The sequence below is a fragment of the Chryseobacterium sp. PET-29 genome (assembly GCF_025736815.1).
GTDB lineage: Bacteria > Bacteroidota > Bacteroidia > Flavobacteriales > Weeksellaceae > Chryseobacterium > Chryseobacterium nepalense.
Genome location: NZ_CP107053.1, coordinates 2,203,567 through 2,230,108 on the forward strand (window position 1 = coordinate 2,203,567; position 26,542 = coordinate 2,230,108).

Annotated in this window: 31 protein-coding genes and 1 riboswitch; of the genes, 16 read left to right on the plus strand and 15 right to left on the minus strand. The window is 36.6% G+C overall.

Annotated features, from left to right (window positions below):
• Positions 1 to 51: 51 nt before the first annotated feature.
• The gene (locus ODE14_RS09725) at positions 52 to 378 is read right to left on the minus strand and encodes a hypothetical protein (RefSeq protein ID WP_263601311.1); all 327 of its coding nucleotides are present in this window, start codon (positions 376 to 378) and stop codon (positions 52 to 54) included.
• 40 nt (positions 379 to 418) lie between these two features.
• On the opposite strand from ODE14_RS09725, the gene ODE14_RS09730 reads away from it, so the two are divergent.
• Together ODE14_RS09730 and ODE14_RS09735 are read left to right on the plus strand one after the other, a co-directional pair.
• The gene (locus ODE14_RS09730) at positions 419 to 601 is read left to right on the plus strand and encodes a DUF5522 domain-containing protein (RefSeq protein ID WP_029294953.1); all 183 of its coding nucleotides are present in this window, start codon (positions 419 to 421) and stop codon (positions 599 to 601) included.
• A gap of 1 nt (position 602) precedes the next feature.
• A complete protein-coding gene (locus tag ODE14_RS09735; protein WP_248391553.1) occupies positions 603 to 1,130 on the plus strand; it encodes a DUF4136 domain-containing protein in 528 nt (175 codons plus the stop codon).
• 82 nt (positions 1,131 to 1,212) lie between these two features.
• On the opposite strand, the gene ODE14_RS09740 is transcribed toward ODE14_RS09735, so the two are convergent.
• Positions 1,213 to 1,992: a T9SS type A sorting domain-containing protein gene (locus tag ODE14_RS09740; RefSeq protein ID WP_263601312.1), complete on the minus strand. Its 780-nt coding sequence runs from the start codon at positions 1,990 to 1,992 to the stop codon at positions 1,213 to 1,215.
• Positions 1,993 to 2,240: 248 nt separating this feature from the next.
• On the opposite strand from ODE14_RS09740, the gene ODE14_RS09745 reads away from it, so the two are divergent.
• Positions 2,241 to 3,779 carry an endonuclease gene (locus ODE14_RS09745; RefSeq protein ID WP_263601313.1) on the plus strand — a complete coding sequence of 513 codons (1,539 nt, stop codon included), beginning with the start codon at positions 2,241 to 2,243 and terminating at the stop codon, positions 3,777 to 3,779.
• A gap of 72 nt (positions 3,780 to 3,851) precedes the next feature.
• Here the strand turns inward: ODE14_RS09745 and ODE14_RS09750 are convergent, their stop codons facing one another.
• The 3 genes from ODE14_RS09750 to ODE14_RS09760 are packed head-to-tail and all read right to left on the minus strand — an operon-like array spanning position 3,852 to position 5,579.
• The gene (locus ODE14_RS09750) at positions 3,852 to 4,184 is read right to left on the minus strand and encodes a CCC motif membrane protein (protein WP_248391547.1); all 333 of its coding nucleotides are present in this window, start codon (positions 4,182 to 4,184) and stop codon (positions 3,852 to 3,854) included.
• 15 nt (positions 4,185 to 4,199) lie between these two features.
• Positions 4,200 to 4,493 (minus strand): DUF2752 domain-containing protein, encoded by a 294-nt coding sequence (locus ODE14_RS09755; RefSeq protein ID WP_248391545.1) that lies wholly within the window; start codon positions 4,491 to 4,493, stop codon positions 4,200 to 4,202.
• 39 nt (positions 4,494 to 4,532) lie between these two features.
• Positions 4,533 to 5,579, minus strand: coding sequence for an NADH:flavin oxidoreductase/NADH oxidase (locus ODE14_RS09760; RefSeq protein ID WP_263601314.1), 1,047 nt, complete (start codon positions 5,577 to 5,579; stop codon positions 4,533 to 4,535).
• Positions 5,580 to 5,683: 104 nt separating this feature from the next.
• Between ODE14_RS09760 and ODE14_RS09765 the strand changes: the two genes are divergently transcribed.
• From ODE14_RS09765 to ODE14_RS09775, 3 genes are all read left to right on the plus strand, one after another.
• The gene (locus ODE14_RS09765; RefSeq protein ID WP_248391543.1) at positions 5,684 to 6,166 is read left to right on the plus strand and encodes a cytidine deaminase; all 483 of its coding nucleotides are present in this window, start codon (positions 5,684 to 5,686) and stop codon (positions 6,164 to 6,166) included.
• A gap of 431 nt (positions 6,167 to 6,597) precedes the next feature.
• Positions 6,598 to 6,775: riboswitch (cobalamin riboswitch) on the plus strand.
• 28 nt (positions 6,776 to 6,803) lie between these two features.
• Positions 6,804 to 8,630 carry a TonB-dependent receptor plug domain-containing protein gene (locus ODE14_RS09770; RefSeq protein ID WP_263601315.1) on the plus strand — a complete coding sequence of 609 codons (1,827 nt, stop codon included), beginning with the start codon at positions 6,804 to 6,806 and terminating at the stop codon, positions 8,628 to 8,630.
• Between the two features lie 13 nt (positions 8,631 to 8,643).
• Positions 8,644 to 9,684, plus strand: coding sequence for a hypothetical protein (locus ODE14_RS09775; RefSeq protein WP_263601316.1), 1,041 nt, complete (start codon positions 8,644 to 8,646; stop codon positions 9,682 to 9,684).
• Positions 9,685 to 10,063: 379 nt separating this feature from the next.
• On the opposite strand, the gene ODE14_RS09780 is transcribed toward ODE14_RS09775, so the two are convergent.
• The 9 genes from ODE14_RS09780 to ODE14_RS09820 form a co-directional block, all read right to left on the minus strand.
• A complete protein-coding gene (locus ODE14_RS09780) occupies positions 10,064 to 11,485 on the minus strand; it encodes a CCA tRNA nucleotidyltransferase (RefSeq protein ID WP_263601317.1) in 1,422 nt (473 codons plus the stop codon).
• Positions 11,486 to 11,639: 154 nt separating this feature from the next.
• Positions 11,640 to 12,188, minus strand: a complete 549-nt coding sequence (locus ODE14_RS09785; protein WP_248391534.1) for an L-threonylcarbamoyladenylate synthase — start codon at positions 12,186 to 12,188, stop codon at positions 11,640 to 11,642.
• A gap of 269 nt (positions 12,189 to 12,457) precedes the next feature.
• On the minus strand, positions 12,458 to 12,529 hold the full coding sequence (locus tag ODE14_RS18735) for a GIY-YIG nuclease family protein (protein ID WP_412059355.1): 72 nt from the start codon (positions 12,527 to 12,529) through the stop codon (positions 12,458 to 12,460).
• Positions 12,530 to 12,601: 72 nt separating this feature from the next.
• Entirely contained in the window at positions 12,602 to 13,105 is a 504-nt protein-coding gene (locus tag ODE14_RS09795; protein WP_263601318.1) for a DinB family protein, read from the minus strand.
• Positions 13,106 to 13,215: 110 nt separating this feature from the next.
• Positions 13,216 to 13,656: a GNAT family N-acetyltransferase gene (locus ODE14_RS09800; RefSeq protein ID WP_263601319.1), complete on the minus strand. Its 441-nt coding sequence runs from the start codon at positions 13,654 to 13,656 to the stop codon at positions 13,216 to 13,218.
• A gap of 64 nt (positions 13,657 to 13,720) precedes the next feature.
• Positions 13,721 to 14,200 (minus strand): nuclear transport factor 2 family protein, encoded by a 480-nt coding sequence (locus ODE14_RS09805; protein WP_248391528.1) that lies wholly within the window; start codon positions 14,198 to 14,200, stop codon positions 13,721 to 13,723.
• Between the two features lie 381 nt (positions 14,201 to 14,581).
• Positions 14,582 to 15,721 carry a cystathionine gamma-synthase gene (locus tag ODE14_RS09810; RefSeq protein WP_263601320.1) on the minus strand — a complete coding sequence of 380 codons (1,140 nt, stop codon included), beginning with the start codon at positions 15,719 to 15,721 and terminating at the stop codon, positions 14,582 to 14,584.
• 85 nt (positions 15,722 to 15,806) lie between these two features.
• Positions 15,807 to 16,133: a gliding motility protein GldC gene (gene gldC, locus ODE14_RS09815; protein ID WP_263601321.1), complete on the minus strand. Its 327-nt coding sequence runs from the start codon at positions 16,131 to 16,133 to the stop codon at positions 15,807 to 15,809.
• 57 nt (positions 16,134 to 16,190) lie between these two features.
• Positions 16,191 to 17,171, minus strand: coding sequence for a gliding motility protein GldB (locus ODE14_RS09820; RefSeq protein ID WP_263601322.1), 981 nt, complete (start codon positions 17,169 to 17,171; stop codon positions 16,191 to 16,193).
• A 53-nt stretch (positions 17,172 to 17,224) separates the two neighbouring features.
• Between ODE14_RS09820 and ODE14_RS09825 the strand changes: the two genes are divergently transcribed.
• From ODE14_RS09825 to ODE14_RS09855, 7 genes are all read left to right on the plus strand, one after another.
• Complete coding sequence (locus ODE14_RS09825; protein ID WP_263601323.1) at positions 17,225 to 17,860, plus strand: leucine-rich repeat domain-containing protein; 636 nt, start codon at positions 17,225 to 17,227, stop codon at positions 17,858 to 17,860.
• A gap of 2 nt (positions 17,861 to 17,862) precedes the next feature.
• Positions 17,863 to 18,387 carry a GNAT family N-acetyltransferase gene (locus ODE14_RS09830; protein ID WP_263601324.1) on the plus strand — a complete coding sequence of 175 codons (525 nt, stop codon included), beginning with the start codon at positions 17,863 to 17,865 and terminating at the stop codon, positions 18,385 to 18,387.
• 58 nt (positions 18,388 to 18,445) lie between these two features.
• Positions 18,446 to 19,237: an NAD(+) synthase gene (gene nadE, locus ODE14_RS09835; RefSeq protein ID WP_263601325.1), complete on the plus strand. Its 792-nt coding sequence runs from the start codon at positions 18,446 to 18,448 to the stop codon at positions 19,235 to 19,237.
• A 150-nt stretch (positions 19,238 to 19,387) separates the two neighbouring features.
• Positions 19,388 to 19,888: a ribonuclease domain-containing protein gene (locus ODE14_RS09840; RefSeq protein WP_263601326.1), complete on the plus strand. Its 501-nt coding sequence runs from the start codon at positions 19,388 to 19,390 to the stop codon at positions 19,886 to 19,888.
• Positions 19,888 to 20,520 carry a matrixin family metalloprotease gene (locus ODE14_RS09845; RefSeq protein WP_263601327.1) on the plus strand — a complete coding sequence of 211 codons (633 nt, stop codon included), beginning with the start codon at positions 19,888 to 19,890 and terminating at the stop codon, positions 20,518 to 20,520. Before ODE14_RS09840 ends, ODE14_RS09845 begins: the two co-directional genes overlap by 1 nt.
• A 2-nt stretch (positions 20,521 to 20,522) precedes the next feature.
• Positions 20,523 to 20,831: a barstar family protein gene (locus tag ODE14_RS09850; protein ID WP_263601328.1), complete on the plus strand. Its 309-nt coding sequence runs from the start codon at positions 20,523 to 20,525 to the stop codon at positions 20,829 to 20,831.
• 249 nt (positions 20,832 to 21,080) lie between these two features.
• Complete coding sequence (locus ODE14_RS09855; RefSeq protein ID WP_248391509.1) at positions 21,081 to 21,677, plus strand: Crp/Fnr family transcriptional regulator; 597 nt, start codon at positions 21,081 to 21,083, stop codon at positions 21,675 to 21,677.
• 228 nt (positions 21,678 to 21,905) lie between these two features.
• Here ODE14_RS09855 and pafA read toward each other — a convergent pair whose 3' ends face one another.
• The gene (gene pafA / locus ODE14_RS09860) at positions 21,906 to 23,552 is read right to left on the minus strand and encodes an alkaline phosphatase PafA (RefSeq protein ID WP_263601329.1); all 1,647 of its coding nucleotides are present in this window, start codon (positions 23,550 to 23,552) and stop codon (positions 21,906 to 21,908) included.
• Between the two features lie 228 nt (positions 23,553 to 23,780).
• Between pafA and ODE14_RS09865 the strand changes: the two genes are divergently transcribed.
• From ODE14_RS09865 to ODE14_RS09875, 3 genes are all read left to right on the plus strand, one after another.
• Complete coding sequence (locus tag ODE14_RS09865; RefSeq protein ID WP_248391506.1) at positions 23,781 to 24,104, plus strand: hypothetical protein; 324 nt, start codon at positions 23,781 to 23,783, stop codon at positions 24,102 to 24,104.
• 42 nt (positions 24,105 to 24,146) lie between these two features.
• Entirely contained in the window at positions 24,147 to 24,683 is a 537-nt protein-coding gene (locus ODE14_RS09870; RefSeq protein ID WP_263601331.1) for a GNAT family N-acetyltransferase, read from the plus strand.
• Positions 24,684 to 24,758: 75 nt separating this feature from the next.
• The gene (locus ODE14_RS09875) at positions 24,759 to 26,471 is read left to right on the plus strand and encodes a S41 family peptidase (protein WP_263601332.1); all 1,713 of its coding nucleotides are present in this window, start codon (positions 24,759 to 24,761) and stop codon (positions 26,469 to 26,471) included.
• The last annotated feature ends 71 nt before the right edge of the window (positions 26,472 to 26,542 follow it).

Here is a 26,542-nt window from a genome sequence, read left to right on the forward strand (position 1 = left end):
TTAAACCACCCTCCAGAGGAAGGGAATTTTTAATGTATGAGAAAAATTTTATTAAAGATATTTTCTGAAGCTCCAGAATTTCCTTTTTTTAAGATAATTCAGATCATGTTCGTTGGCATATGCTTCTCTTTCAAAAGAAATTCTCTGGTAAGCGTGAAATGCATTTTTCAGTTTAAAAAGCCAGTAATAATATTCAATGAGATAAAATAAATAGAAAAATATGACCAGCATTTCGATTTGCTGTCTTAAATGAATCTTTTCGTGGTTGATCAATATTTTATTTTTCTTATCTTCGGAATTCCTTATTAAGATAAAAGGAAAAAGAGCGATGCCGCTGATTTTTAGGAATTTCAAAAGTTTTTGGCATACAATTATCATAATAACAAATATAAAGTTTTTTGACTTAGCGATTTAACTTATGGCACTTTTTGACATCAAAGAAGGTGAAGATTTTTACTACAATGAGCAGGGGTATAAGGTTTTTACAGAAAAATTTCATCTGAAGAGAGGACATTGCTGTAAAAGTGGCTGTAGACATTGTCCTTACGGATACGATAAAAAAACGGACACATTTATTAAAAACGATAAAAAAAATAAGTAAAATGAAGAAATATATTTTTATTTTGTTAGCCGCGGCTACTTTGGGTTTAACATCCTGCAGTCCTTTTAATGTACGTTCTGATTATGCGGAAACCGCAAACTTTACGAATTACAGAACCTATAAGCTAAGAATTGATGATCTGAAACTGAATGACATAGACAAAGACAGAGTTTTAAACGAATTATCAAAACAGCTTCAGATGAAAGGTCTTCAGTCGGGAGACAGCCCGGATCTGATCATCAACGTGAAAGCCAATCATAAAAAAATTACGGATATAACTACCAGTTCTCCTTATGGAGCATGGGGATGGGGCGGACCTTTCGGATGGGGAATCGGGATGAACAGAACATGGACCAGCAATTATAATGAAGGAGCCATTATTGTAGATATGGTAGATGCAAGATCAAATAAACTGGTTTGGCAGGGGATCGGAAGCGGAATTTCCGTAGACCGCCCGAAAGCCAAGCAAAAACAAATTCCTGAAATTGTGGGTGAAATCATGAAGAATTACCCTCCACAAAGAAAATAAGAGTAACACAATCAGATATATAGAAAGCCAATACATTTTGTATTGGCTTTTTTATTTAATAAAACCTTATCGGGTAGACCAATTAGTCCTTGATTATTTTGTATGATGTCTCTTCTCCGCTTTTGAAATGCAGTAAAATAAAATACACTCCTTTTTCAAGATCAGTTAATAATATGATATCAGAAGGTTTATTAATGACTTTTAAGACCCTTCCTGACGTTTCCGTTATTATAAGTGTTTCTACATTTTTCACATTAGAAATATGCAGTTCATCGTGAACAGGATTCGGATAAAGACCTATCTTAGGCAGATTTTCCGTTTCGCCGGTTGCCAGATTCGGTATAGGTTCCCAGACTACATCGTCCCAGTAATGTCCGGCAAAAGAAGTTCCGGGATTGCGTATGGCCAGCCTCATTCCTGCGGGAATCGTAGTTGGTATCGTAAAAATCCTTTCCGATGTGCTGTCATAGGAAGTATTGGTGATGGTAATAGGCTGAAGAACTACAAAAGTTTCGGGAATTGCATCTTTTATGTAGCCTAATTCCAGATAACCCGCTCCGTTTGCTTTCATCTTCACACGAAGCCGATGCGTACCGTCTGAAAGATTTGTCATTGTCGGCAAAATAACGATGGATATTTTGCCTGTGCCATAGCCGGTCTGATAAATCTGACTTGTTCCGGAGGCAGGCTGTGTACTTGAAATAATCTGGCTTGCCCCGCCCAAAATCACACTATCCCAGCATGTAGGCACGACTCCCATGCTGCAACAGGAATATGCATCAAAATTTTCAGATAAACTGCTTACCGGATTACACTGTGCACCGGCAAAGAAAACTCCGCCTATAAGCCCTAATACAGGCATACTCATTTTAAAATATAAATTTTTAACCATTCTAAATAAAAATAATAACAACGAAAGTAATTCTTTTCTCTCATATTATTGATTTATATTTTTATGATTTTTCTCAAGTAATTAAAAATTAAAACACATGTAATAAATAATTATTAATATTAATAATTTATCATGATATCAATATTATTTAGAAAATTAACAATTCCGTAATTTCTTATCCGTAATTTTATATTAATCTTACCACCTAAAATATTGACATGAAAAAAACACTGTTCATTTTAGCATTTGTCTCTTTTCTGGCGAATGCACAGGCTCCTTCAGGATACTACAATTCGGCCAACGGGCTATCGGGAGCTTCTTTAAAAACAGCTTTAAGCGCAATCATTACAAACGGGCATCAGGACAAAGGATATAGCGGATTGTGGACCGGCTACAAAACAACCGATATTGACAAGAATTATGAAAATGACGGTTCAATTCTGGATATTTATTCCGAAAAGCCTGCAGGCACTGACCCTTACAAATATACACCGGGAACCAGCCAGTGCGGGACCTATTCCGTAGAAGGAAATTGTTACAACAGAGAACATATTGTTCCCCAAAGTTTATTTAATGAATCTTCACCAATGGTTTCCGATATACATTTTATCAGGGCAACCGATGGAAAAGTAAACGGGATGCGATCCAATTATCCTTTCGGAAAGGTTGGTACCGCAACATTCACCTCTAAAAACGGATCCAAACTTGGAAACTCGGTTTCTTCCGGATATTCGGGAACCGTTTTTGAGCCGATTGATGAATTTAAAGGGGATGTCGCGAGAATGATCTTCTATTTTGTAACACGCTATCAAGGCAAACTTTCCACTTTCGCTTCAGGAAATATGCTGGGCAATTCCACCTTTCCAGGATTACAGACCTGGGAACTGAATGTTTTGCTCGCATGGCACAATCAGGATCCTGTATCGCTGGCTGAAATCAACAGAAATAATGCTTCTTATGCTTTTCAGGGAAACAGAAATCCTTTTATTGACAATCCGAATTATGTGAATTTAATTTGGGGATCCGGATCTACAGGAGGCGGCGGAACTACAACTCCTCCCACAACGACCGGTTGTGCGAACGAAACTTTCGAAACCATTCCAACAGCAAGTTCTGCTTCTTATTTAACAAGAACCTGGAGCAACGGCGGAATTTCATGGACTGCCACAGATGCCAGAACCGACCAGACTATTTCTACAAAAGCCATTACCATAAGAGACGGTGCTTTAACATCAGGAAGTTCGGGTAACGGAATCGGGTCATTAACGGTAACCACCCAATTGAAATTTACAGGATCGAACGGAACATTTACTGTGAAAGTAAACGGAACAGCCGTAGGAACCGTACCTTACAGCACTAATTCAACAACTACTACGATTAATAATATCAACATTTCAGGAAATGTAGTTGTAGAGCTGGAAAACAACTCAACCAGCAACAGAGTAGCCATAGACAACCTAAGCTGGACCTGTTATTCCGGAACATCAAGAAACATTCAGAGTGTTTATGCAGAAACGATCTTACCTCAAAACCAGATGCAGATCTCCCCAAATCCGATTGTGAATAATGAAATTTTTGTAAAAGGTGAAACACGGAACATTACGAAAGCTGAAATTTATAATCTCCAGGGAAAAATAATGCAGTCTTTTGAACAGCCATTCAGGAACAACAGAAATTCTATCAGAATAAAAAATCTTCCTTCAGGAGTCTATATTCTGAAAGTAGATGATGCGGTAATGAAGTTTATTGTTAAATAAATATATCTTAACTTTAAAATAAAAGCCTTCATCATAGATGACGAAGGCTTTTATTATTAACTATCATTTAGATTATTGTCCAAGCAAATCTCTCATTTTCTCCTGCATCAGTTGAGGGTCTTTCATTGCTTCCCAACCAACTGTCGATAATAGTACAATCACATAAATAAAGTACAATACACTTAATGAAATCCCAATAATCGCCATAATTTTACCGGCATTCAGCTGGCTATAATTTGAGTACATTGTTGGATTTTGTTTATACAATTGACCATCTTTCTTGGCGAGAACAAGAGCAATAATTCCAGATATAAGCCCCGGAAGGCCATAGCAGCAGCAACCTACAATTGATACAATTCCAAGAATTAATACTGCGGTTGCGTTGGGTAATTTTTGTTGATCCATAGTTTATAATTTAGTTTAAGTTATGTTTAGAAATAAATGTTTATAAAAGTATGAAATTACCATAATAATAGCGTTTGTTATTGCTAAAAAAACTAAGATATTACTGTAATTCCTTTTTCTATCCACAAAGTTTAAGATGACTGCCACAAAAAACAGCAATACAGTATACACTGCAGGAAACATATGAAAAGCTTCAGCAAATCTGCCTTCAAAAACCATTACAATCGCTCTCTGAGTGCCGCATCCGAAGCATTCTACCCCAAAGAATTTTTTGATAGGACAGGGCAGCATAAAATCTTCTGCTTTCATATTCTGATTTTTTGTTGATCAAATATATAAAAATTAAGATTATATTTTCGCTCTCAGATATTGATGTGGGAAAAAGCATTCTTCATTCATTTCAAATGATCCCTGAACTGCAAGATAAGGGTTTCTCAACATTTCCCTGGCAATAAAAATGAGATCGGCATCTCCTTTCTGAAGAATCTCTTCCGCATGGGAAACTTTTTTAATCAGTCCTACAGCTCCTGTTTTTACATCGGCTTCATTTCTTACCTGTGAAGCTAATGGAACCTGATAGCCATCGAAAAGAGGAATCTTTACGCCGTAAATATTTCCGCCACTGGAAACATCAACCAGATCAACAGAGTGATTCTTCAAGACTTTTGACAATTCAACACTGTCGGTAATCTCCCAGCCGTTTTCTGCATATTCTGTTCCTGAAATTCTTACAAACAAAGCAACATTGTCATTCAATTCTTGGTTTACAGCATCTACAATTTCAACTAAAAAACGGATTCTGTTTTCAAAGCTTCCACCGTATTCATCAGTCCTGATGTTTGAAAGCGGCGATAAAAACTGATGAATAAGATAGCCATGAGCCGCATGAATTTCAATGACATCAAAACCTGCCTCTACTGCTCTTCTGGCAGCTTCTCTAAAATTCAGAACTTGTTCCTTAATTTCTTCCTGGGTTAAAACATGCGGAATTCTCTCTGTCGGATGATAAGGAATGGGACTTGGCGCGATGGTTTCCCATCCTTCTTCAACGGAAATTTGTTTGGTATTCCAGGTAGATCCTTTTCTTCCGGAATGCGAAAGCTGAATTCCTATTTTGCTTTCTGAATTTTTATGAACAAACTTTACAATTCTCTGAAGCTGCTTTGCCTGCTCATCGTTCCATATTCCCATACAGTGATTGGTAATTCTTCCGCGGGGCTCCACACCGGTTGCTTCTACGATAAGAAGCCCTGCTCCACCCTGAGCGCGGCTTCCATAGTGAACAAAATGGAAGTCATTGGGAAGTCCATCTTCACTGGAATACATACACATTGGCGACATTACCCAACGGTTTTTTAATTCAACATTTCTGAAAGTAACTGGAGTATATAACATGTTCATTTTTATTTTTAAAAATTGAGAATTGCAAAGAGCAGGCCTTTATTGCCTACCTCGTGAAAAAGAAGTAATTTTATCCCCCTTTTTTTAATCCACAATATATGAAAAAAGAAACTCAGATCAGTTACGAATATTTTAAGAATAGCAGCGAGCTGAACGATATAGAAAAAGAATTATTTCAAAAGGCAAAGGATGCGCGCGAGAATGCATACGCTCCTTACTCCAACTTTCTGGTAGGATGTTCTGTGCTGCTTGAAAATGGCGAAATGTATTCCGGGAACAACCAGGAGAACGCGGCATTTCCATCGGGACTTTGTGCCGAAAGAACAACCTTATTCTGGGTAGCTGCCAATTTTCCGGCTGTGAAAATTAAAAAGATTTTCATTGTGGGAGGCCATAGGGAATTTCCTGAGAAAAATCCTCCTATTCCACCCTGCGGAGCCTGCAGGCAAAGTTTGATTGAATTTGAGACCAAGCAAAATGAAAACATTGATCTTTATTTCTCAAGCATGAATGAGGAGGTGGTGAAGGTACATTCGATTAAGGATCTGCTGCCGTTTTATTTTGACGGGACGTTTTTGTAGCGATTTTTGGTGAATGATGAATTCTGCTTTGCAAGTAAATGGTGAATTTAAGAAAATTGACAAATTGACAAACGTAGCAAATTGACAGTTCACAATTGACTTTGGATTAGCCTTTTTAAATCATCTAATTTCTCTGAAAATTAATCCACCCCACCAAGTGAGGAGAATTCTTACCATTTAGAAAACTGAGATTTCTGTGGTGGCTCCGAAAAACCTCAGCCGTCACAGAAATCCTAGCCCTGATTGCAACGAAAATCCCGGAGTGGAGCGGCGGAGCCCGTCGTAGGCCCAAGCCAGGCCGGGTGGAGCCGCGTAATGAGGAATTGCAGTGGAAAGCAGGTTCCCGGCTCCTGAAAAATAAAACAACCTTTATAAAATCGTCATCATACTTTAATTATTTCTCTGTTTTTGCTTTTTTGACGAATAAGTTTATCTTTGCAAAAAATTTTGGTTTCCAATCATTTGGAATGAAAAGGGAATCGGGTGTAAATCCCGGACTGTCCCCGCAACTGTAGATCGCAAGAAAAGTTTCTACGACAAACCACTGTGCAAACGGGAAGGTGTAGAAACGCGAAAGTCAGGAGACCTGCCAGAATTGTAACTAAATACATTGCTTTCGGAGGAAAAGTAAAATAGAATGGATATAAAAAAATCTTTAGTACTGATTTTTTCGGCTTACAGCTGCTTTCTTTCTGCACAGGAGAAAGCCATTGATACGGTATATATCTTTGATAACCAAATGAATAAAGTAAAACTTTTTCATAGTGTCAATACAATCCGTCCGAAAGATTTCGAAAAAAATACTACCAATCTTTCCGAACTTTTGCGGTTCCAGTCTCAGCTTTATATTAAAGAAAACGGACGGGGTGCAGTTTCATCGCCATCCTTCAGGGGAACCAGTGCAGGGCACACAGCTTTTGTGTGGAACGGCATTAACATCAACTCAGCCTTTCTCGGACAAGGTGATGTGAATAATATGCCGCTTTTCGGGTATGATGAGCTTGAAGTAAAAGCCGGCGGCGGAAGTGTACAATATGGAAGTTCTGCCATCGGAGGGAGTATTCATCTTAATAATAACCTGGAGTTTAACAAGGGTGCCCATGCTTTTCTTTATTCGGAAGCAGCATCGTTCGGGACCTTTAATAATTTCCTGAGGTCTTCCTTCAGCAATGAAAAGTTCAGTATGAAGGTTTCGGGAAATTATGTCATCAGCCAGAACGATTATGAAGTTCCGGAGAAGGAGTACATCAACAGAAACGGCAGGTTTTACAATTTGTCGATCAACATCGGAGCTTCGTATAAAATTGCACCGCATCAAACGATTTCGTGGCAAAACCAGCTATTTGACGGATCCCAACATTATCCTATTTTCACAGAGAACGGTAACAAAACAAAATATAAAGCCCAGACGTTGCGCAGTCTTCTTTCCTGGGATGTTACAAGAAATGATTTTTCCAACAGCCTGAAAGTGGCTTACACGGAGGATAATTTCCAGTATTTCGGAGATATTGACAAACCAAAGGAAAGTGGTGCGGAAGGTAAAAATTATATTTTCAGAAATGATTTTAATTATTTCATCACTCCGAAAATCAACGTCAATGCCATTGGGGAATTTCAGGTAAATAAAGGGTCGGGTTATCAATCGGGCATTGGAGATATCAGCAGAAATGTTGGTTCTGCAGCAGGTCTTATCCGATATTTCGTTACTTCTGATCTTCGTTTTGAAGCAGGTATTAAAAAAGATTTTGTAGAAAATATATCTTCTCCTGTCCTCTATTCTTTTTCAGGAAAATGGCAGCCTGTAAAATGGTATCAGGCAGGCGCAAGCTTCTCAAGAAATTTTAAGTTTCCCACTTTCAATGATCTGTACTGGCAACAGGGAGGAAATCCTGATCTGGTTCCGGAAACATCTACAAACCTGGATATGGATCATGAATTGACATTCGGAGATTTGAAACTGACGGTGAGTCCGTATTATATGGATATTAAAAACTATATCAACTGGCTTCCGACAGCTGCAGGTTACTGGGCTGCATTCAATACCTACAGCGTAGAAATTTACGGGCTTGATTCGCGGATCACTTATCAGAAAGATTTTGGAAATCATCATTTTACGTTTAACGGCGGATATACGTATTCCAGATCTACCAATAAGCTTACAGGAATGCAGATGATGTATGTTCCGCTTCATAAGGCTACCGGAAATATCGATTACCGCTACCGTTTCCTAAGTGTTTATGTTCAGGGGCTTTTCAACGGGCTTACTTATACCACTACCGACGAAAAAAGAGCGGATGCCATTGATCCTTATTTCGTTTTGAACACCGGAATTTCCACAAAATTTTTAAACCATTACACTTTAGGATTTAAGGTAAATAATATTACAGACGTTGTTTATCAGACCGTTTCTTATTATCCTTTGCCCAAAAGAAATTACAGTGTTTATATCAATATTAATTTTTAACATTTAACATATTATGAAAATAACTAAACTTCTGACCCTTGTTTTTGCTTTTGCATTACTGTTCAATATTTCGTGTAGCAGTGATGATACTATAAGCGATGAAACGTACTACGGAAACGGATTTTTACTAAGCAACGAGGGAAATTTCGGAAAACCAAATGCAGATGTAACGTATATTACTTCTGACCTGAACATGAAACAGGACAATATTTTCTCTGCCAACAACGGAGGCTCTAACCTTGGTGATGTTTTGCAGATGATCAGCTTTAATGGAGACCATGCATACCTGTTGCTGAATAATTCAAACAAAATTCAGATCGTCAACAGATCGAACTTTAAGAGAACAGGCGAAATTACCGCTCAGCTGAACTCTCCACGATTCATGGCTTTTGCCAACAATAATATTTATGTAACCAATGACAAATACGGAGGTGACAAATATGTAAGCATTTATAAAACATCCGATTTATCTTTTGTTAAGAAAATAAACTTCACCGACAGTGTTGAAAGAATCGTTGAAGCCGGAAATAATATTTTCGTACAGAATGCTTCTTTCGGTTTTGGAAATAAGATTACCTATATTACAACATCTAATAACGAAATACAGTCTACGATCACGATACCGAATGGAAACATCAATAAAATGATTGCCAGCAACGGAACGGTATATGCTATCGCCGCAGGAACTGCAGATTCTTATATCTACCAGATTTCAAATACGGGGAGCATTACCAAAACATTTACTTTAACAGGAATTAGCGATGCTACGAATCTTGAAATTGAAAAGGGCAAATTTTACTTTACTTCAGGGCTAAAAGTATACGCGATGGATTTAACTGCTTCTACGGCGCCTACTACTCCACTGTTTACAGTAAACAACAGTGTTGATCCGTACTCTAATCTATATGGATTCAGCGTTGTAAACGACAGAATTTTTGTTTCTGATGCCAACGGATTTACTGAAGACAGTAAAGTCAGCGTGTATTCTACGAACGGTTCTCTTCTGAAAACTTTTACAGCGGGTAAAGGTACCAACGGCGCATACTGGAACTAAGAACATTTGTATTTACCAATAAATACAATTTATTTTTTCATCATTTGTGTTTTTTTCCGGGCGGTTTCTTCGAAACCGCCCGGATTTTTATTTTAAGATAATATTTTAACCAAATTACCTCAAGCACACCTATCATCCACCAAATGGGAAATCTGAAATACGTATATAACAATGTAAAATTATCTACAAACGGCTGGCCTTTTATCGCTCTCTGAACTTCGAAATAAATAGAAAAAACAGGAATAATAAAGCTGAAAAGCAAAAACGCAATCAGGTAAAATACCCAATTGCGTTTCTTTATGATTTCATATTTCCAAACTATAATATTGAAAATTACAATGATTATCAATATCATACAATCAAATGGTCCAAAAAACATTTAAACAAGTGTTAGCCCCAGTTTTTCTCCTTCTGCAATAACGAATTGTTTTGCCTTTTCGCTGTCATTTTCAATTTCTCCCTCCAGGATGGCCTCTTTTACTTTTTCTTTTAAAATTCCGATTTCACGGCCCGGCTTCAGGTTAAACAGTGCCATAATCTCCTCTCCAGAAATCGGCGGCTGAAAATTTCTTACCTGATCTTTCTCTTCCACTTCTTTGATTTTTACCGCTACATATTCAAAATTCTTTTTAAATTTTTCCTGCTTTTTAGAATTTTTCGTAGTGATATCTGCTTTACAAAGTGTAAAAAGATCTTCCAGATCTTCCCCGGAATCAAATAAAAGCCTTCTCAGTGCAGAATCTGAAGCATCATCAGTAATAAGAGCAATCGGACGTGAAGAAAGCTTTACCATTTTCTGAACATATTTCATATCCGGCCCTAAAGGCAGTTTCAGTCTCTGGAACAAAGTTTTCACCATCTTTGAACCTAAAAACTCGTGTCCGTGGAATGTCCAGCCCGTTCCTTCCACAAACTTTTTCGTCGGTGCTTTTCCGATATCGTGAAGCAATGCCGCCCAACGCAGCCAAAGATTGTCGGTATTTTGTGAAATATTATCTACGACTTCCAAGGTGTGGTAAAAATTGTCTTTATGGGTCTGCCCTTCCACTTCTTCTATTCCTTTCAGATCAATGAGTTCAGGAATAATCAATTTCATCAAACCGGTTTCTTCCATCAGCCTGAGTCCGACAGAAGGTTTTTGGGAAAGCATGATTTTGTTAAATTCCACCATAATTCTTTCCATCGAAACGATTTTTATTCTTTCTGCTTCCTGTTTAATAGCTTCCAGGGATTTTTCTTCAATCTGAAACTGTAATGTGGAAGCAAAACGAATGGCTCTCATCATTCGCAACGGATCATCAGAATAGGTTTGAGCAGGTTCCAACGGTGTTCTGAGAATTCCTTTTTCGAGATCTTCCACTCCGTTAAACGGATCAATTAATTCACCGAAATTATCTTTATTTAGAGAAATTGCCATTGCATTGATCGTAAAATCCCGTCTCTTCTGATCGTCTTCTATGGTACCGCCTTCCACTTCCGGCTTCCGGCTGTCTTCCGTATAACTTTCTTTTCTGGCACCTACAAATTCAAGCTCAAGGTCTTTGTACCTTATCATTGCCGTACCATACGTTTTAAAGACGGAAACTTTCATCTTCGGATCAATTTCTTTTCCCACATTTTGGGCCAGCTCGATGCCGCTCTGTTCAGTCACAAAATCAATATCCGTAGAAGCTTTTCTTTTCATCAGCAAATCACGAACATACCCTCCAACGATATACACCGACTGGCCATTTTTTTCCGCGACTTCAGAAATTATTTTAAAAAGTTTAAGGTTTCTATTTTGATTAAGATTGATGAACATTTTTTTAGATGTTAGATGATACTGATAAACAATAGATTAAAGCTCAACTATTATTTAATTTAAAACCACTAAGAAATCAGATTTTAGTGTAAAAACTAAGTTTCCGACTTCTTAATGGCTGAATGATTTTACAAAGATAATTAAATCTTTTTTCTTATTCGCGAAGTACTTTTATTCTGTTATCACTCCAGATTTTGATAACCGAAGAGCCTGAATACTGAGACACTTTTTCCCTGTCTTCTTCCACTGCATAATCTACCAGATCAATAATCTCCCGTGAAATGTCCGAAAACTTCAAAGGACTTTTTTCACCACTGAAATTTGCAGAGGTGGAAACCAATGGTTTATTAAGTTTGGTAATGAGTTTCTTACAAAAATCATTTTTTACCAGACGAATCCCGATGCTTCCGTCTTCCGCCAACAGTTCTTTTGGCAGACCTCTCGGATTTTCATAGACGATGGTAACGGGTTTTTCGCTCAAATCAATGATTTCCCAAGCCATTTCAGGAACGTCCACCAAATCCTGCAGCCTTTTCTCAGACTCTACGAGAATAATCATGGATTTATTCTTTTCCCGTTTTTTGATTTCAAAAATTTTATTGACCGCTTCTATATTGGTGGCATCACAACCGATTCCCCAAATAGTATCGGTAGGATATAAAATAGTACCGCCTGATTTTAGTATTTGTATAATGTTTTCCATAATTATTTGTCATTGCGAGGAGCGAAGCGACGAAGCAATCTCAAAAAGGATTCATGATATCCTTAATATCTTCAGTCAAATCTCTCCATTCTGAATTGATTGAATTTATCAGATCTATTTTTTTCTGTCTTGAACCTGCTTTAATCTTTTTTTCTCTATAAATTGCATCACCTATTTCCTGAAAAGATTCCCAATAAATAAGTTTATCTATATTATATTTTGAAGTAAAACTTAATTCAAAAAAATGTTTTTTGTGTTCATTAACTCTTTTAAGATGTTATACCAGTATATAAAACCGTATTATTTTTATTTGTCATGATGTATACAAAGCCTGGCTTCATTTGTGTTAAATTTTAAATTATTAGATTGCTTCGTCGCTTCGCTTCTCTCAATGACAATAAAATTAAAAAACTTCACAATTCTACCAAATATCTTTCTTTAATAATATTCAGGTGATGCACATTGTGTCCCACAATCAATTTCCCGATTGTTTCTGCGGAAATCTGGTTTCCGTTTGCTGTGCCAACATTTTTTAATGCCGATAAATGAGCGGTTTCCAATAAAACCTGAGAAGATTTTCTGATCAGCTGATATTCTTCCAACAGTGAGCTTACGGTTCTTTCATTGGCAAAAGACTGGCTCGCATATAGTTCTTCATCGAAACCGGGCAACTCATTTTGATCGCTTCTTAAGAACGCCAGAATTCTGTATTGAAATACTCTTTCGGTATCTGATAAATGCAACAATAGCTCCTTCAGGGTCCATTTTCCTTCTGCATAAGCAAACGAAGACTGTTCCTCCGAAAGCTGAGCATAGAGTTCAACCGTTTGTTCTCCGGTTTTTTTTAATTCTTCCAACCAGTTTTCGGATGGGATTAAGTCTAAATATCTTTGTATATATTTTTGAAAATCAGTCATTGTTTATGATTTAATAATGTAGCAGTTTAACAGTGTAACAATGTATCAGTTTAATAATATAGAGCTTAATTATTGCCAGACTGTTACATTTATTTCATTGGTGCATTAATTTATTCATTTGTCCATTCGTAAAAATTCACTTCATCATAGATTTCAAATCCGCAGGCGGGGTATAATTGATTTCCGATATCGTTGGATTTCCCGGTTTCAAGAAGAATTCCGCATGCATCAGAAGATTTCGCCATTTTCTTAGCTTCTTCGATAAGAGCCTTTGAATACCCTTTTCCACGATAATTTTCATTGACATACAAATCATTCAGCAGCCAGTAACGCTTCATTCTTGTAGAAGAAAACAGCGGATAAAGCTGTACGAAACCTACCAGCCTGCCGTTATATTCAGCGACAAAAATTTCAGAATCTTTATTTCCGATCCTTTCTGCTAAAAATTTTTCTGCTGCCTGAATATCAGATTCTTTATGGTAAAATATTCTATATTGATCAAACAGTTCAGCCAATTGCTGCAAATCTGCGGCCGTTGCTTTTCTTGTCATTTTTATTGAATTTGAAAATATTGTCAAAGATAAAGCTATGAAAATATATGTTTGATAAAGTAATTTATAGATGGTGATCGTAACTTAAAACCCTTTTCATTTTCCAGTTTTTATCTTCCAGAGTCCAGAGAATAGTAAATTTTGCGCGGCTTCCTTTATTCCATTTTCCTTTATAAAATTCAGCAAAATCATGTTCTCCTTCCTGAATGAAAGCATACAGAACATTATTATTGTACAAAGGATAAATTTTCATGCTGCCGGGAACCAGTTCGCGCCTTACTTTGTTGGGACCGCCGCAGATATTGTTTTTAATGGACGCAATGAATGCTGCTTTTCCGGAGGTAATCCCGCCTTTGTCGTGGTAAAATTCAAGATCGTCGCTGACGATTGAATCATAATGAGAAAGATCGCATGCATTAAATCCGATATCGAATATCAGACTGTCTAATTTTTTTGCCGTTTTATAGAGCTCATCGGTATTCTTTACCTGAGAAAACATGATCTGACTTACAATCAGTAACAATACAATCTGAATCTTTCTCATAATGTTTTTATTAATAATTTATTTTAAATGCAAAGCCGCTAGAATTATGACTACTAAATGTTTTTAAGGTCTCAAAGCCTTTTTACTTAACAAAGACCATAAAGCTCAATTTTTATTAAATCAATATCTAAAAACTTTGTACGGTTTTCAAATGTTTAAACAAAGACCTCCACCCTAGCCCCGGTTGAGCGACATGTCTGAGCTCTTTTCTGTTTTTGGCTCGGCGGCTTTGCCGCCGAGCCAAAAACAGAAAAAGCGAGTAGCGAAAGCGGGAAATTGCTCCTTAAAAAATTTGCAAATACAATTCGACGGAGTCAAAAAGCTTCAAATAAAATCAATACTGCTTTTCGATACAAATCAAAATGCTTTTAAAAAGTGATGTTACGAAAAAGCTCTTTCAAGATCTGCGATAAGGTCTTCCGCATCTTCGATTCCAACACTTAAACGTACCAGATCATCGGTAATTCCCAATTCTGCACGTTTTACCGCCGGGATGGAAGCGTGGGTCATTAAAGCAGGATGATTAGCCAGAGACTCTACTCCACCCAATGATTCAGCCAATGTGAATACTTTTACTTTTTCTAAAAATTTAATCGCATCTTCTTTTTTTCCCGATTTAAACGTAAAAGAAACCATTCCTCCAAAATCTTTCATTTGGGATTTGGCCAATTCATATTGAGGATGAGATTCCAAACCGGGATAAATCACCTTATCCACAGCAGGATGAGATTCAAGATATTGGGCAACAGCCATTCCGTTTTCTGAATGTCTCTGAACTCTTAATGCCAATGTTTTGATTCCTCTTAGTACAAGGTATGAATCATGAGGCCCCAAAATACCACCGCTCGCAAACTGGATAAAATGAAGTTTTTCACCTAATTCAGCATCTTTCGCCACCAAAGCTCCTGCGATAACATCGGAGTGCCCACCCAAATATTTGGTTGCAGAGTGCATTACGATATCGGCGCCCAGGTCAATCGGTCTCTGGAGATAAGGAGTCGCAAAGGTATTGTCAACCGCAACCAGGATATCTTTACCCTTTGCCACTTCAACTACCGCTTTGATATCAACCAGCTTCATTAAAGGATTGGTTGGTGTTTCAACCCAGATTAATTTTGTTTTATCGGTAATGACATCGGCAATTTTTGAAGCATCATCAAAACTCACAAAGGTAAATTTGAGCTGATATTTTTCGAAAAGCCTGGTAAACATTCTGTAGGTTCCCCCGTACAAATCATCCACTGCAATAACCTCATCTCCTGGGTTTAATAATTTTAAAACACAATCAATAGCCGCTAAGCCAGACCCGAAGGCCAAACCTCTCGCGCCGTTTTCAATGCTTGCCAGAGAATCTTCCAAAGCCTGTCTTGTAGGATTTGCCGCTCTTGAATATTCGTATCCGGAATGTACACCCGGACTTTTCTGGGCGAATGTTGATGTTAAAAATACAGGAACATTTACAGATCCTGTTGCAGATTCGTGGTGTTGGCCACCGTGTATTACTTTTGTATTGAAATTCATAATCTTAATAATTTAACAATGCATCAATGTACCAGTTTACCAATATTTGTTACATTGCTAGACTGATACATTGTTATATTAATTCTTACATTTTTATCGCCGATTTTACGGCAAACTCTTCTGCTATTTCTTCCATCCACTGTGCTACATCTTCTTCACCGGTTGCTCTCTGATAAGTGTTTCCGAGAGAAACCAAAATCTGATGGATAAACATTTTCATTTGGTCTACCGGCATTTCTTTGGTCCAAAGATCGATCCTCAGAGCCTCCATGGCTTTGTCATCCCACACTGAAATCATGGTTGCTTTTGTAGGTTCTTTTTCAATTCCTCCGTCCTGAGCATTCCAGGTGATATTTTCGGGGATATGATTTTCATCCAATTCTACATCTATGGTAATCTGAGTTTTTCTCATAACATTCTATTTTCTAAATTTCTATATTTATCAGCCGTATATTTTACAGCTTATTTCTTATAATTTCGGTTTGTACCCAGACTGATTAAAAATAACCGTAGCATCCGTATTCAGGAAATCCTGAAGTTTAATGTCAGGTTTTTGATTAAGATACGCTTTGCAAATCTGCCATCCCGTGAAAATTCCCACCTGTGGTGAAGATTCATTATCAATTTCCGTATAAAATTTTGAGAACGGTCCGGGAGCAATAAAACGGTCTTCCAATCGGTGATCATCTCCAAAAATGATATTATTTTCTACAAAATAATTCCAGATATTGGCTTCATTGGCTACCGCCCATTCATATTGCTTCTGGGTATAGTTCATTTTCAGATAATCCGGATAAGTCGGCAGAAATGCATCTTTCAGAATCATGATCTTACCATTAAGAATGATCATGTCTATAAATTTCTGATGGTCGGGAGATTCTTTCACAAAACCTTCTGCAAAAATCTGGGCAACTTTCGGTACGATATTATTGGGGTTCATCGATTTCTGGAAATACATCTCAAGCCCTTTATAATTAGGATTTCCCTCTCCCATAAAACCTGTGACATCAACAAACAGCAGATTTCCTTTCGGATCGTAAAAAATAGGATCCTGAACCATCTGCAAGGCAGACGAAAAGAGATATACTTTCGGACTTTTGAATGCCGGGAAATAATATTTTATATGGGAAAAGAGATCCTGAAGGTCTGTCTGAAGTTTTTTCTCATCTATTTTAGCAATAGCTTCCTTGTAAATTTTTATTTCTTCCTGATCCGCTCTGCGTTTAACAAAATCCGCATCATTTACTGTTCCCTGGAACCACGGAAATTCTGATTTAAATTGTGTTAAAGGAAAATTCTGATCATAAAAGTTTTTGGAAATATCGATAATTTCTACTTTTTCAGCAGGATTCTTTACTTCAACTTTCCATTTATTTTCAGGTTCTTTTTTACAGGAATTTAATCCCAAAACGAATACTAGTGAAAGTGCAACAATTCTGAAAATCTTCATATTTTTACATGAAATTAAGTCTACAAAAATAGTGATTTAAACATAAAATGATAATGAAAAATAAAATAATATCCTTCTGGCTTTTGATTTCGTTATTCCCTTTTTTCAATGCTCAGAAAATTATATTTAAAGATAAAAACTTTGAAAAAGCCATTATCGAAAACTTTGATCTTAATAAAGACGGAAATATTGTTCAGTCTGAAGCCGATCACGTTGAAAATCTTTTTCTGGTAGGAAAAGGCATTACCTCAACGGAAGACCTTCCGTATTTTAAGAATGCAAAAATGATCGTATTGGATGATAATAAGATTTCCGTAATTTCTGTAAAAAACATGGGCAGCCTCAGGCTGTTTTCCTGTACCCGGTGTAAGATTTCTTCCTTCAGTGCCGAAAACCTTAAAAACCTTACCTCGCTGTATCTTGATGATAATATGATTCAAAATATTTTATTGAAATCAACTCCTGCAATTACCCAATTAACCGTATCTTTAAATAAAATTAAAGCCATTGATATCAGCGGCCTTAGAAATCTTAAAAATATAAATCTGGAACATAATTTTATCCGAAAACTGGACATTTCTCAAAATCCGAATTTAGAAACCCTGAATATAAAACAAAATCCCATCCGGGAAGATGATATTAAAAAAGGAGCTAAAGATGTGACCATTTTTGGATTTCACCAACAATAAAAATGCAACTGGAAACCGAAAGACTGATCATGAGAAAATTTGAAGAAACAGACGCAGAGCGTATGTTTCTGATGGATTCCCGTCCTGAAGTCATGAAATACATCGGAATGCCAACTCTCACCCATATCCGTGAAACTGAAAACATTATTACCATGATCCGGCAGCAATATAAAGATTATGGAGTGGGAAGACTTGCCGTTATCGAAAAACAAAGCGGACTGTTGATCGGATGGAGCGGACTTAAATTTCTAACCCGGGAAGTGAACGGCTATAAAAATGTTTATGATCTCGGCTATCGTTTCATGCCTGAATATTGGGGAAAAGGATATGCCTCAGAATCTGCAAGGGCTTCGCTTGATTTTGGCTTTAATGGTTTAAAAATTGATGTTATTTACGCCCATGCTCATTCTGAAAACCATGCTTCCCATTATGTTCTGAAAAAACTGGGTTTCATAAAAACCGGAGATTTTACAGAACCGGACGGTATTTGTTTCTGGTACGAGCTGAATCATAAAAATTATTTTTAATACTATTTTCAAAACATTTAATTTTGAAATTCTTATAAACAGATTAAAAAATATAACAATGCAGACACAAAAAGTAATAGACCATATTGTCAACTGGCTGAAAGATTATGCGGTAAAAGCTAATGCAAAAGGATATGTAATCGGGGTTTCGGGAGGTGTGGATTCCGGAGTGGTTTCTACCCTTTGCGCAATGACAGGACTTGAGGTTTTACTGTTGGAAATGCCTATCCGTCAGAAAGAAGACCAGGTAAACCGCGCACAGGATCATATTGAAGATCTAAAGAAAAAATTTCCTAATGTGCAGGGAAAAACCATTAACCTGACTCCAGTTTTCGAAAGTTTTGAAGGAATTGTTCATGATCATGTGGAAGGAAGATGGAGCAATAATCTGGCTCTGGCCAATACAAGATCGCGTTTCAGAATGCTTACGCTTTATTATTTCGGGCAGCTTCACGGACTTCTGGTTTGCGGAACGGGAAATAAAGTGGAAGATTTCGGAATAGGATTTTACACAAAATACGGAGACGGCGGTGTAGATGTTTCGCCTATCGCCGATCTTTATAAAACTGAGGTGTACGAGCTGGCAAGATCTCTTAACCTTATAGAAAGTATTCAGAATGCGATTCCTACCGACGGACTTTGGGATGCAGACAGAACTGATGAAGACCAGATTGGAGCAACTTATCCCGAGCTTGAAAAAATTCAGAAAGAATACGGCATAAAAGCGGTGGAAGATTATGAAGGCCGCGAGAAGGAAGTATTCATGATCTTCGACAGAATGCATAAAGCGGCAAAACATAAAATGGTTCCTATTCCGATCTGTGATATTCCGGAAGAATGGAGAGGATAATTTAATGGAACAATTTGATAGTGTAACAATGTAATAAAGTGAGTTTTCAAACTCTGAGGATCTTTAGTTATTTTATTAAATATTATTACATCTTTTAATTTTTACATTGTTAGATTCTTAGATTGTTATATTTTTTTTAAATTAAAAACTATGAACAGTAAAACAAGATCTCTGTTTTTCATCTGCCTCGGACTTCTTTTCGGGATGTCGGCGATGTATATTTACCGGAATTTCATTGAAGATCAAAAAGATCATGCAAAACCCGTTGTAGAATACAGCAGTGCCGGGTCTTCAGCACCAGATAATTCTTCAGAACAGCAGCAATCTGTAGATCAGCTTACGGAACAAAATACGGTTATCCGGTTTGTTAAGCAAAATCATAAGCTTCCGGACTATTACATTACTAAAAGTGAAGCCAGAAAAATGGGATGGAAGCCTTCTGAAGGAAATCTTTGCGAAGTATTGCCTGGAAAAGCGATTGGCGGAGATTCATTCGGGAACCGGGAAAAAGCTTTACCTGAAGGACAAATCTATTTTGAGGCCGATGTTAATTATCATTGCGGAAACAGAAATGCAGACCGTATTATTTTTACAAAAAACGGTGATGTGTATCTCACAAAAAATCATTACAAAAGCTTTGAAAAGCAGTAATGGACAAGACTAAAAAGATTTTAAGATTCAGGACTATTTTAGTTTATCTATTGTATTTATATGCTTTATGCTCATGTTCAGAACAAAGGGAAAAAGCAATAAAAGATATTGAAGCTGTTACGATTTTAGTACAGCCTTTTAAAGATATGAATTCCGGAGATGTAGAATTTTTGGTAAAAGAAATTAAAAAAATGTATCCAAAAGTAAAAATACTCGATCCTATCGATTTGCCGAAAAATTGCTATTATAAACCCCGAAATCGTTACCGTGCAGATTCAATCATTTCTTTTTTAAGCAAAAATACAAACCACAATTTTGTAACGATTGGTTTAACATCAAAAGACATTAGTGCGGCCAAAGGAAATATAAAAGATTTCGGGATTATGGGATTAGGTTTCAGACCGGGAACTGCCTGCGTTGCATCAAGTTTCAGGCTTAATAAAAAGAACCGGAACGAGCAGTTTTTTAAAGTTGCAATACATAAGCTTGGCCATACACAGGGACTGCAGCATTGTCCTGAAAAAAAATGTTTTATGAGGAATGCAGAAGGTAAAAACCCTACTGATGAAGAAAAGGAATTTTGTAAAAAATGCAAACAAATTTTAATGAATAAAAACTGGAAATTCAGTTGAATATGAAAACAATATATATTGATTTTACAGACATAGGAGATTATGAAGACTTCTATGCACAATTAAAAACAAAGCTTCCGCTTCCGGAATATTTCGGAGATAATTTGGATGCGCTATCGGATATTATTACCGGCGGACTTGAAATGCCGATTCATATTGAATTCGTTAATATGACGGTGGATCAGCTCGAAATTTTTGAAGATCTTCTTACCGTACTGGAAGATGCGGAAGATCAGATGGAAGAATTTACTTTTACGTATTTTCTGGAGCAATACGATGATGAAGACGAACCTGAAGATGATGAAGATTAATTTTTTATAATTCTATAAAATCTAAATGGCGGTATACAGATTGTGTACTGCCATTTAATTTTATCCGTTTGGTATGAACTAATCAATAATATACAAAAAATGGTTGTTATCATACCGTTCATAATAGGTATTTCAATTTTTAGAGTTATTCTCTGTATCTCCCTGTATAAGGCATGTATGTGGTATTAATAAATTTTTAATCAACATGTTTATTTGTTAATTTTATCTCAAACAAATAACAGTTAGAATATGATCATATGCGAAAACCTCTTGTTTTCACATGGTGCCGAGCAACAAAATTATAATTCCGGTGAATATATCTTTGAAGAAGAGAGCACTCCGAAGTATTATTTGCAAATAAAAACCGGTACTGTAAAAATAAGCAGCTTCCTGGAAGACGGTAAAGAGTTTATCCACGGGATACCTTTCGATGGTCATTGTCTGGCCGAAACCTATCTTTTTCATGATAAAAAATATGCGGTTAATGCAATTGCCGTTACTTACTGCGAAATTATAAAACTTGAAAAGAACAGACTAATTGAACTCCTTCTGAAAAAGCCTCAGCTGATCTTCAGCATGTACTCTTATACGGCAGACCGTATGCGTTATAAGCACATTACCTCTGCACCGTTTTCTTTTCAGGATCCCGTAACGAAGCTCAATCTTATTTTGAACCATGTGAAAAACCATTTCGGGTTTAATGACAAATTTTCATTTCATATTCCGTATACCAGGCAGCAGCTTGCATCACTTACCGGAATGCGGATAGAAACGGTGATCCGGGCCATTAAAAAGATGGAGAAACAGAATATGCTGAAAATAGACGGCACTAAAATATTCGTCTGAATAAAAAAATCCTTAACAAATTTGTTAAGGATTTTTTATGCTAATATATTTTTAACCGCAAAAGAGACAAAAGTTATTGCAAATCTTCGTTAATAAAGCTTTCAAAAAAATAAAAATCAAAGATTTTTAAAACTTTGAGATTCTTTTAATCACGCAATGATAAGCTTTAAAACTATATTATTCTTTGTACTTTTTGAGGTAAAAAGCTTAGACAGTTTTTCAAAAAAATTATTTCCCGATTACTTCCGTTATGGGATTTCCTATGTTCCCGCTTGGAAACTGTATTTTCAGTAAAGAAGAAACCGTAGGAGCAATATCCGTCATGAAATATGCTTTATTGCTTTCGCCATGTTGAATTCCCCAGCCCATAAAAATCAAAGGAATATGTGAATCATAAGAATTCCATACACTATGCGTTGTTCCTGTTTTAGAATAAGGCGGAAGCATTGAATCGTGTGAGATCAGCTGAATATCTCCGCTTCGCTGTCTGTTGATCCCGTTGATAATTCTTTGTTTAATCGGTTCCGGAATCGTAGATTGCTGTACCTTTGTCACCGAAACGGCGTAAAGGTCATTCGGATCATTTTCAATTTCCTCAACGGTGAAATCTCTTACCACATCCAGATCAAGTTTATGTTCTTTAAGAAGTTTCCTGTCGAAATAGATCTGATAATTATCAATGGCATTAATAAGTTTATCAACTCCGAATTTTTCTTTCAGCTTATCATTCATATTTTTTTCCATTCCGTCGCCAAAAAATCCGGTAGTAATTTTATGTTCCTGCAGAAAGCCTACAGAATGTGCACCGCCATGATCTGCGGAAAGAAAAACAGTGTACTGCCCTTTTCCTACTTTAGAGTCAAGATAATTAAAAAACTTTGCAAGATCTTGATCCAGCCTTAAATATACATCTTCAACCTCAATAGAGTTGGGTCCGAATTTATGTCCTGCGTAATCTGTGGAAGCAAGGTTTACGGCCAACATATCCACCACATCATCACTTCCCAGCTTTTCTCCTTCTACTGCCGCTTCGGCAAGTTTCAGGGTCAGTGTATTCCCGAATGGCGTATACCGGATATTATCTTTTTTATCTTTATAATCCGAAGCCAGATTGCTGTAAGGAAAAACAGGTGTTTTTGCACTTCCTAATAATCCTTCCCACGCAGAATTATCCGGTGAGCTTTCAGTATACTGATCAATAGGAAGAAGGGTACTCCATCCATTAGCAACCAATTTTTCCGGCATTTTCTGCGCATTGAAAGCTTTTACCCACTGCGGAAGATCATTCATATACCAGCTGCTCGTAATAAAATCTCCCGTAGAATCATCAAACCAGAAAGCACCGTTCGGGTTATGACCTGCCGGTAGAATAGAAGCCCTGTCTTTAAGAGAAACACCAATTACTTTACCCTGAAAATTAGTAGCCATTCTCAGTTCGTCACTGATAGTGGTTGACCATAAATTCTTCGGAGAGTGGCTTCCTACTTTTGTATTGGTAGTCCCAACCGGTGTTACCGACTCGTCTGTGGTACAGTACACATTTTTGCCGGTTTCCTTATCTGTCCAGTCATTTCCCGCAATACCGTGAATGGCCGGAACTGATCCCGTATAGATGCAGGTGTGTCCCAATGCCGTAACAGTGGGTATATAAGGGATATGAACGTTATTCAGAGAATAGCCCGTATTCAGTAATCTTTTAAAACCATCATTGCCGTATTTGTTATAATAACGGTATAAATAATCCCATCTCATCTGGTCTACCACCAGTCCTACCACCAACTTCGGCCTTTCCAGTCTGGAATTTTTAATCTTCTGCGCGTTGATTGCCGTTACAGATACAATAACTGCTGTTGCAATCGAAATTTTCCTAAGCATTGAATTACATTTTATTGTGAGCAAATTTACGGGTTTTGAATTTTTGGTATATGAAATTTTGTTTAAATTTCAGTTTCCTGCTGTTTATAAGATGTATTATTCGGTAATTTTTCCTTTTAAAATGGTAAATAATTGTCTTAAAAAAGTTTAAGGTATATTATTTGTATGGAGTTTGTTTCAAATTAGTTAAATTTGAGAAATATCAAATCCTTATTAATACACAGAAAAATGAAACTTCTCCGACCTTTTCTTTTATCAGTTTCCATCATTTTATTTGCATGGCTTTTTATAAGCAATATCAACCTGATCAATGTGGCCACCACACTCAACGAAGCTGAAATCAATTCGGAGATCAAAAAAGTAAATGAATTTACGGACATTGCCCGCCTTAAGGAATTTGCGATCGAGAAGATCAACTATATGGAAACCATCAGAAACCGGTTTGCCGAAAACGCGATGATCAGGGTAGCTGTAATTTCGGTTCTTATTATTTTACAGGTTTTGCTTTATGTAACGGGCAGCAATATGTTCAGTACCAAAACTACGCGCTAGAAATGGTTTCAAATAGAATCAATCAACATCCTCATTTCATCGATGGAAATACGAAAACTTGAAAGCTTTCCCGGCAGTCCCATACTGGATTGGAGCTTAGACGGCTATACTACCGATAAAATATATGTAGTATCTGCTATTGAAGCAGGAAATACTTTTGAATTCAGTTTAAGAGAAAAAAACCAGTATTACAGTAAAATTTGGAATCATGAGGAGAATTTTGAACGGCTCAACTCCATTATCAGCCGGGGACATTCTTTCGGAGCGTTCCATAACGGAGAGCTGATAGCCTGGACGGTTTGTGATTTCAGAGCATGGAACAATAGTCTTTTTATTGAAACCCTTTTGGTAAGTGAAGACTTCAGAGGACAGAATATCGGAAAGCTGCTCATTAAAGCAATTAATCGTGAAGCACGGTATTTACAATGCCGGATGGTAGAAGTTGAAACCCAAAACACCAATTACCATGCGATCAAATTCTTTCAGAAAGCCGGATTTTCAATAACCGGTATCAACACAAAACTATACAATGATTCTACTGAAACGGCAATTTTTATGAGTTTTGATCTATTAATATAAGAACACTCAGCCCATTATGGTAATAAATAATTTTTATTAAAATATATATACTATATTTATAAACTACTTATTATCATGAAAAAAATAGCCATTTTTACACTATTTATTACAATTCAGCAATTTATTTTCGCCCAGAAAAATCAATATGCAGATTTCATTAAGACATGGAATTTCGTGAAATATTATCATCGCGATCTTGCCAGTGGAAAAATCGATGCCGATAGTTTGTTTTTAGTCAATATCGAAAAAGTTAAGCCGAAACAGAATTTCAACGAAATCATTACTTTAATAACACAGAATTTAAATACCCAATTTTCTTCGCCACCTATTATTGATAACAATAAAGATATCCTTTTTGTAAATCAAAATTTCGACTGGTTTCAAAAAAATAAAAAGATTACGGCAGAAAATAAAAACCTTTTGAACAACATCTACAAAAACCGCTTTGATTACGGACTTTTACCAAAAGGAAAATCAGTAAGTGATGAGAAAGAATACCCCTTCCCCAAAGAAGAAAATCTACCGCTGAAGTACAGGCTATTGACCATGGCAAAAATACAGGGTACTGTTGATTATCTTTTTCCACACAAATATTTAATGGATAAAAATTTCGATTCTTACTTTAATATTTTACTGGATGAAGCTGTACAATCATCAACACGGAAAGATTTTGAAAGGGTCTTAGCAAAAACCGTTTCACAATTTCAGGATAGTCACGCTTTTTCTTTTTACCGTCAGCTCAATTACAAAGACGGGATATTATTCAATGTTTCATATTATTCACCATTTGATTTTCAGATTGTGGGAGATCATTTGTTGGTTACACATCTCATTTTCCCTGAAATATGCAATAAAGCCGGTATAAAAACCGGTGATAAGATAACTGAAATTAATGGAAAAAAAGTCTCTGAAATTATTAAGGAAAAAGGGAGATTACTTTCGGTTTCCAATCATCAGAAATTACTATACGTTCTTTCAACCTACGAATACAATTTGATCTGGCCCGATAATTTACCCAGGAAAACTTTAGCGGTACGCTCCGGTTCCAAAAAATTCTCTACAGAAATTGAATTAATCAATGCAACTGATAAATCACAAGTTTCTGCTCTTGTTAATTATATCAACCATAAAAACAGGACAATAGAAAACCGCCGTTTAGACAACAAGGATATTGCCTATTTTAAAACCGATGCAACGATGCATTTCATGGAGAATGTTGACGATGATAAATTAGATGCCAAAATGGACAGCATTCTGGAAAATGCCTCGCGTAAAAAGGCCATTGTTTTTGATATGAGGGGTTATCCGGATTGGGGTGGCTTCATTTTTCATTATGTTTATAAATACTTCTCGCCTGTCGAAAATTATTTTTATAAATATTATGAACCTGATTTGAAAAATTTAGGCACCTTTAATCTCCGGGATCCAAAATATAATTATCCGGAAATTGAAAATAAAACAACGCATTCCTATTCCGGAAAAGTCTTTATACTTGTAAATCCCGATACACGCAGTGCAAGTGAATGGTATTCTATGAGCCTGCAGAAAATTTTCCCACAATCGATAACAATCGGGCAGCAAACTTCAGGTGCAGATGGAGATGTGGTTAAAATCAATCTTCCCGGTGATTACCTTCTGGAATTTACTGGAAATGGAATCTTTTATCCTGATAATTCGCAGACTCAGCAAAAAGGAATCAGAATCAATGAATTAATCAAATATACGGATCAGGATATTCTCGATAACCGTGACCTTGAGTTCGAAAGGGTTTTAAATTCACTTCAATAATTATCGACAAAAACTATAAAAGATATTTGAAAATTAATTTTGTACTAAACAGTACAATTTAATACCTTTGT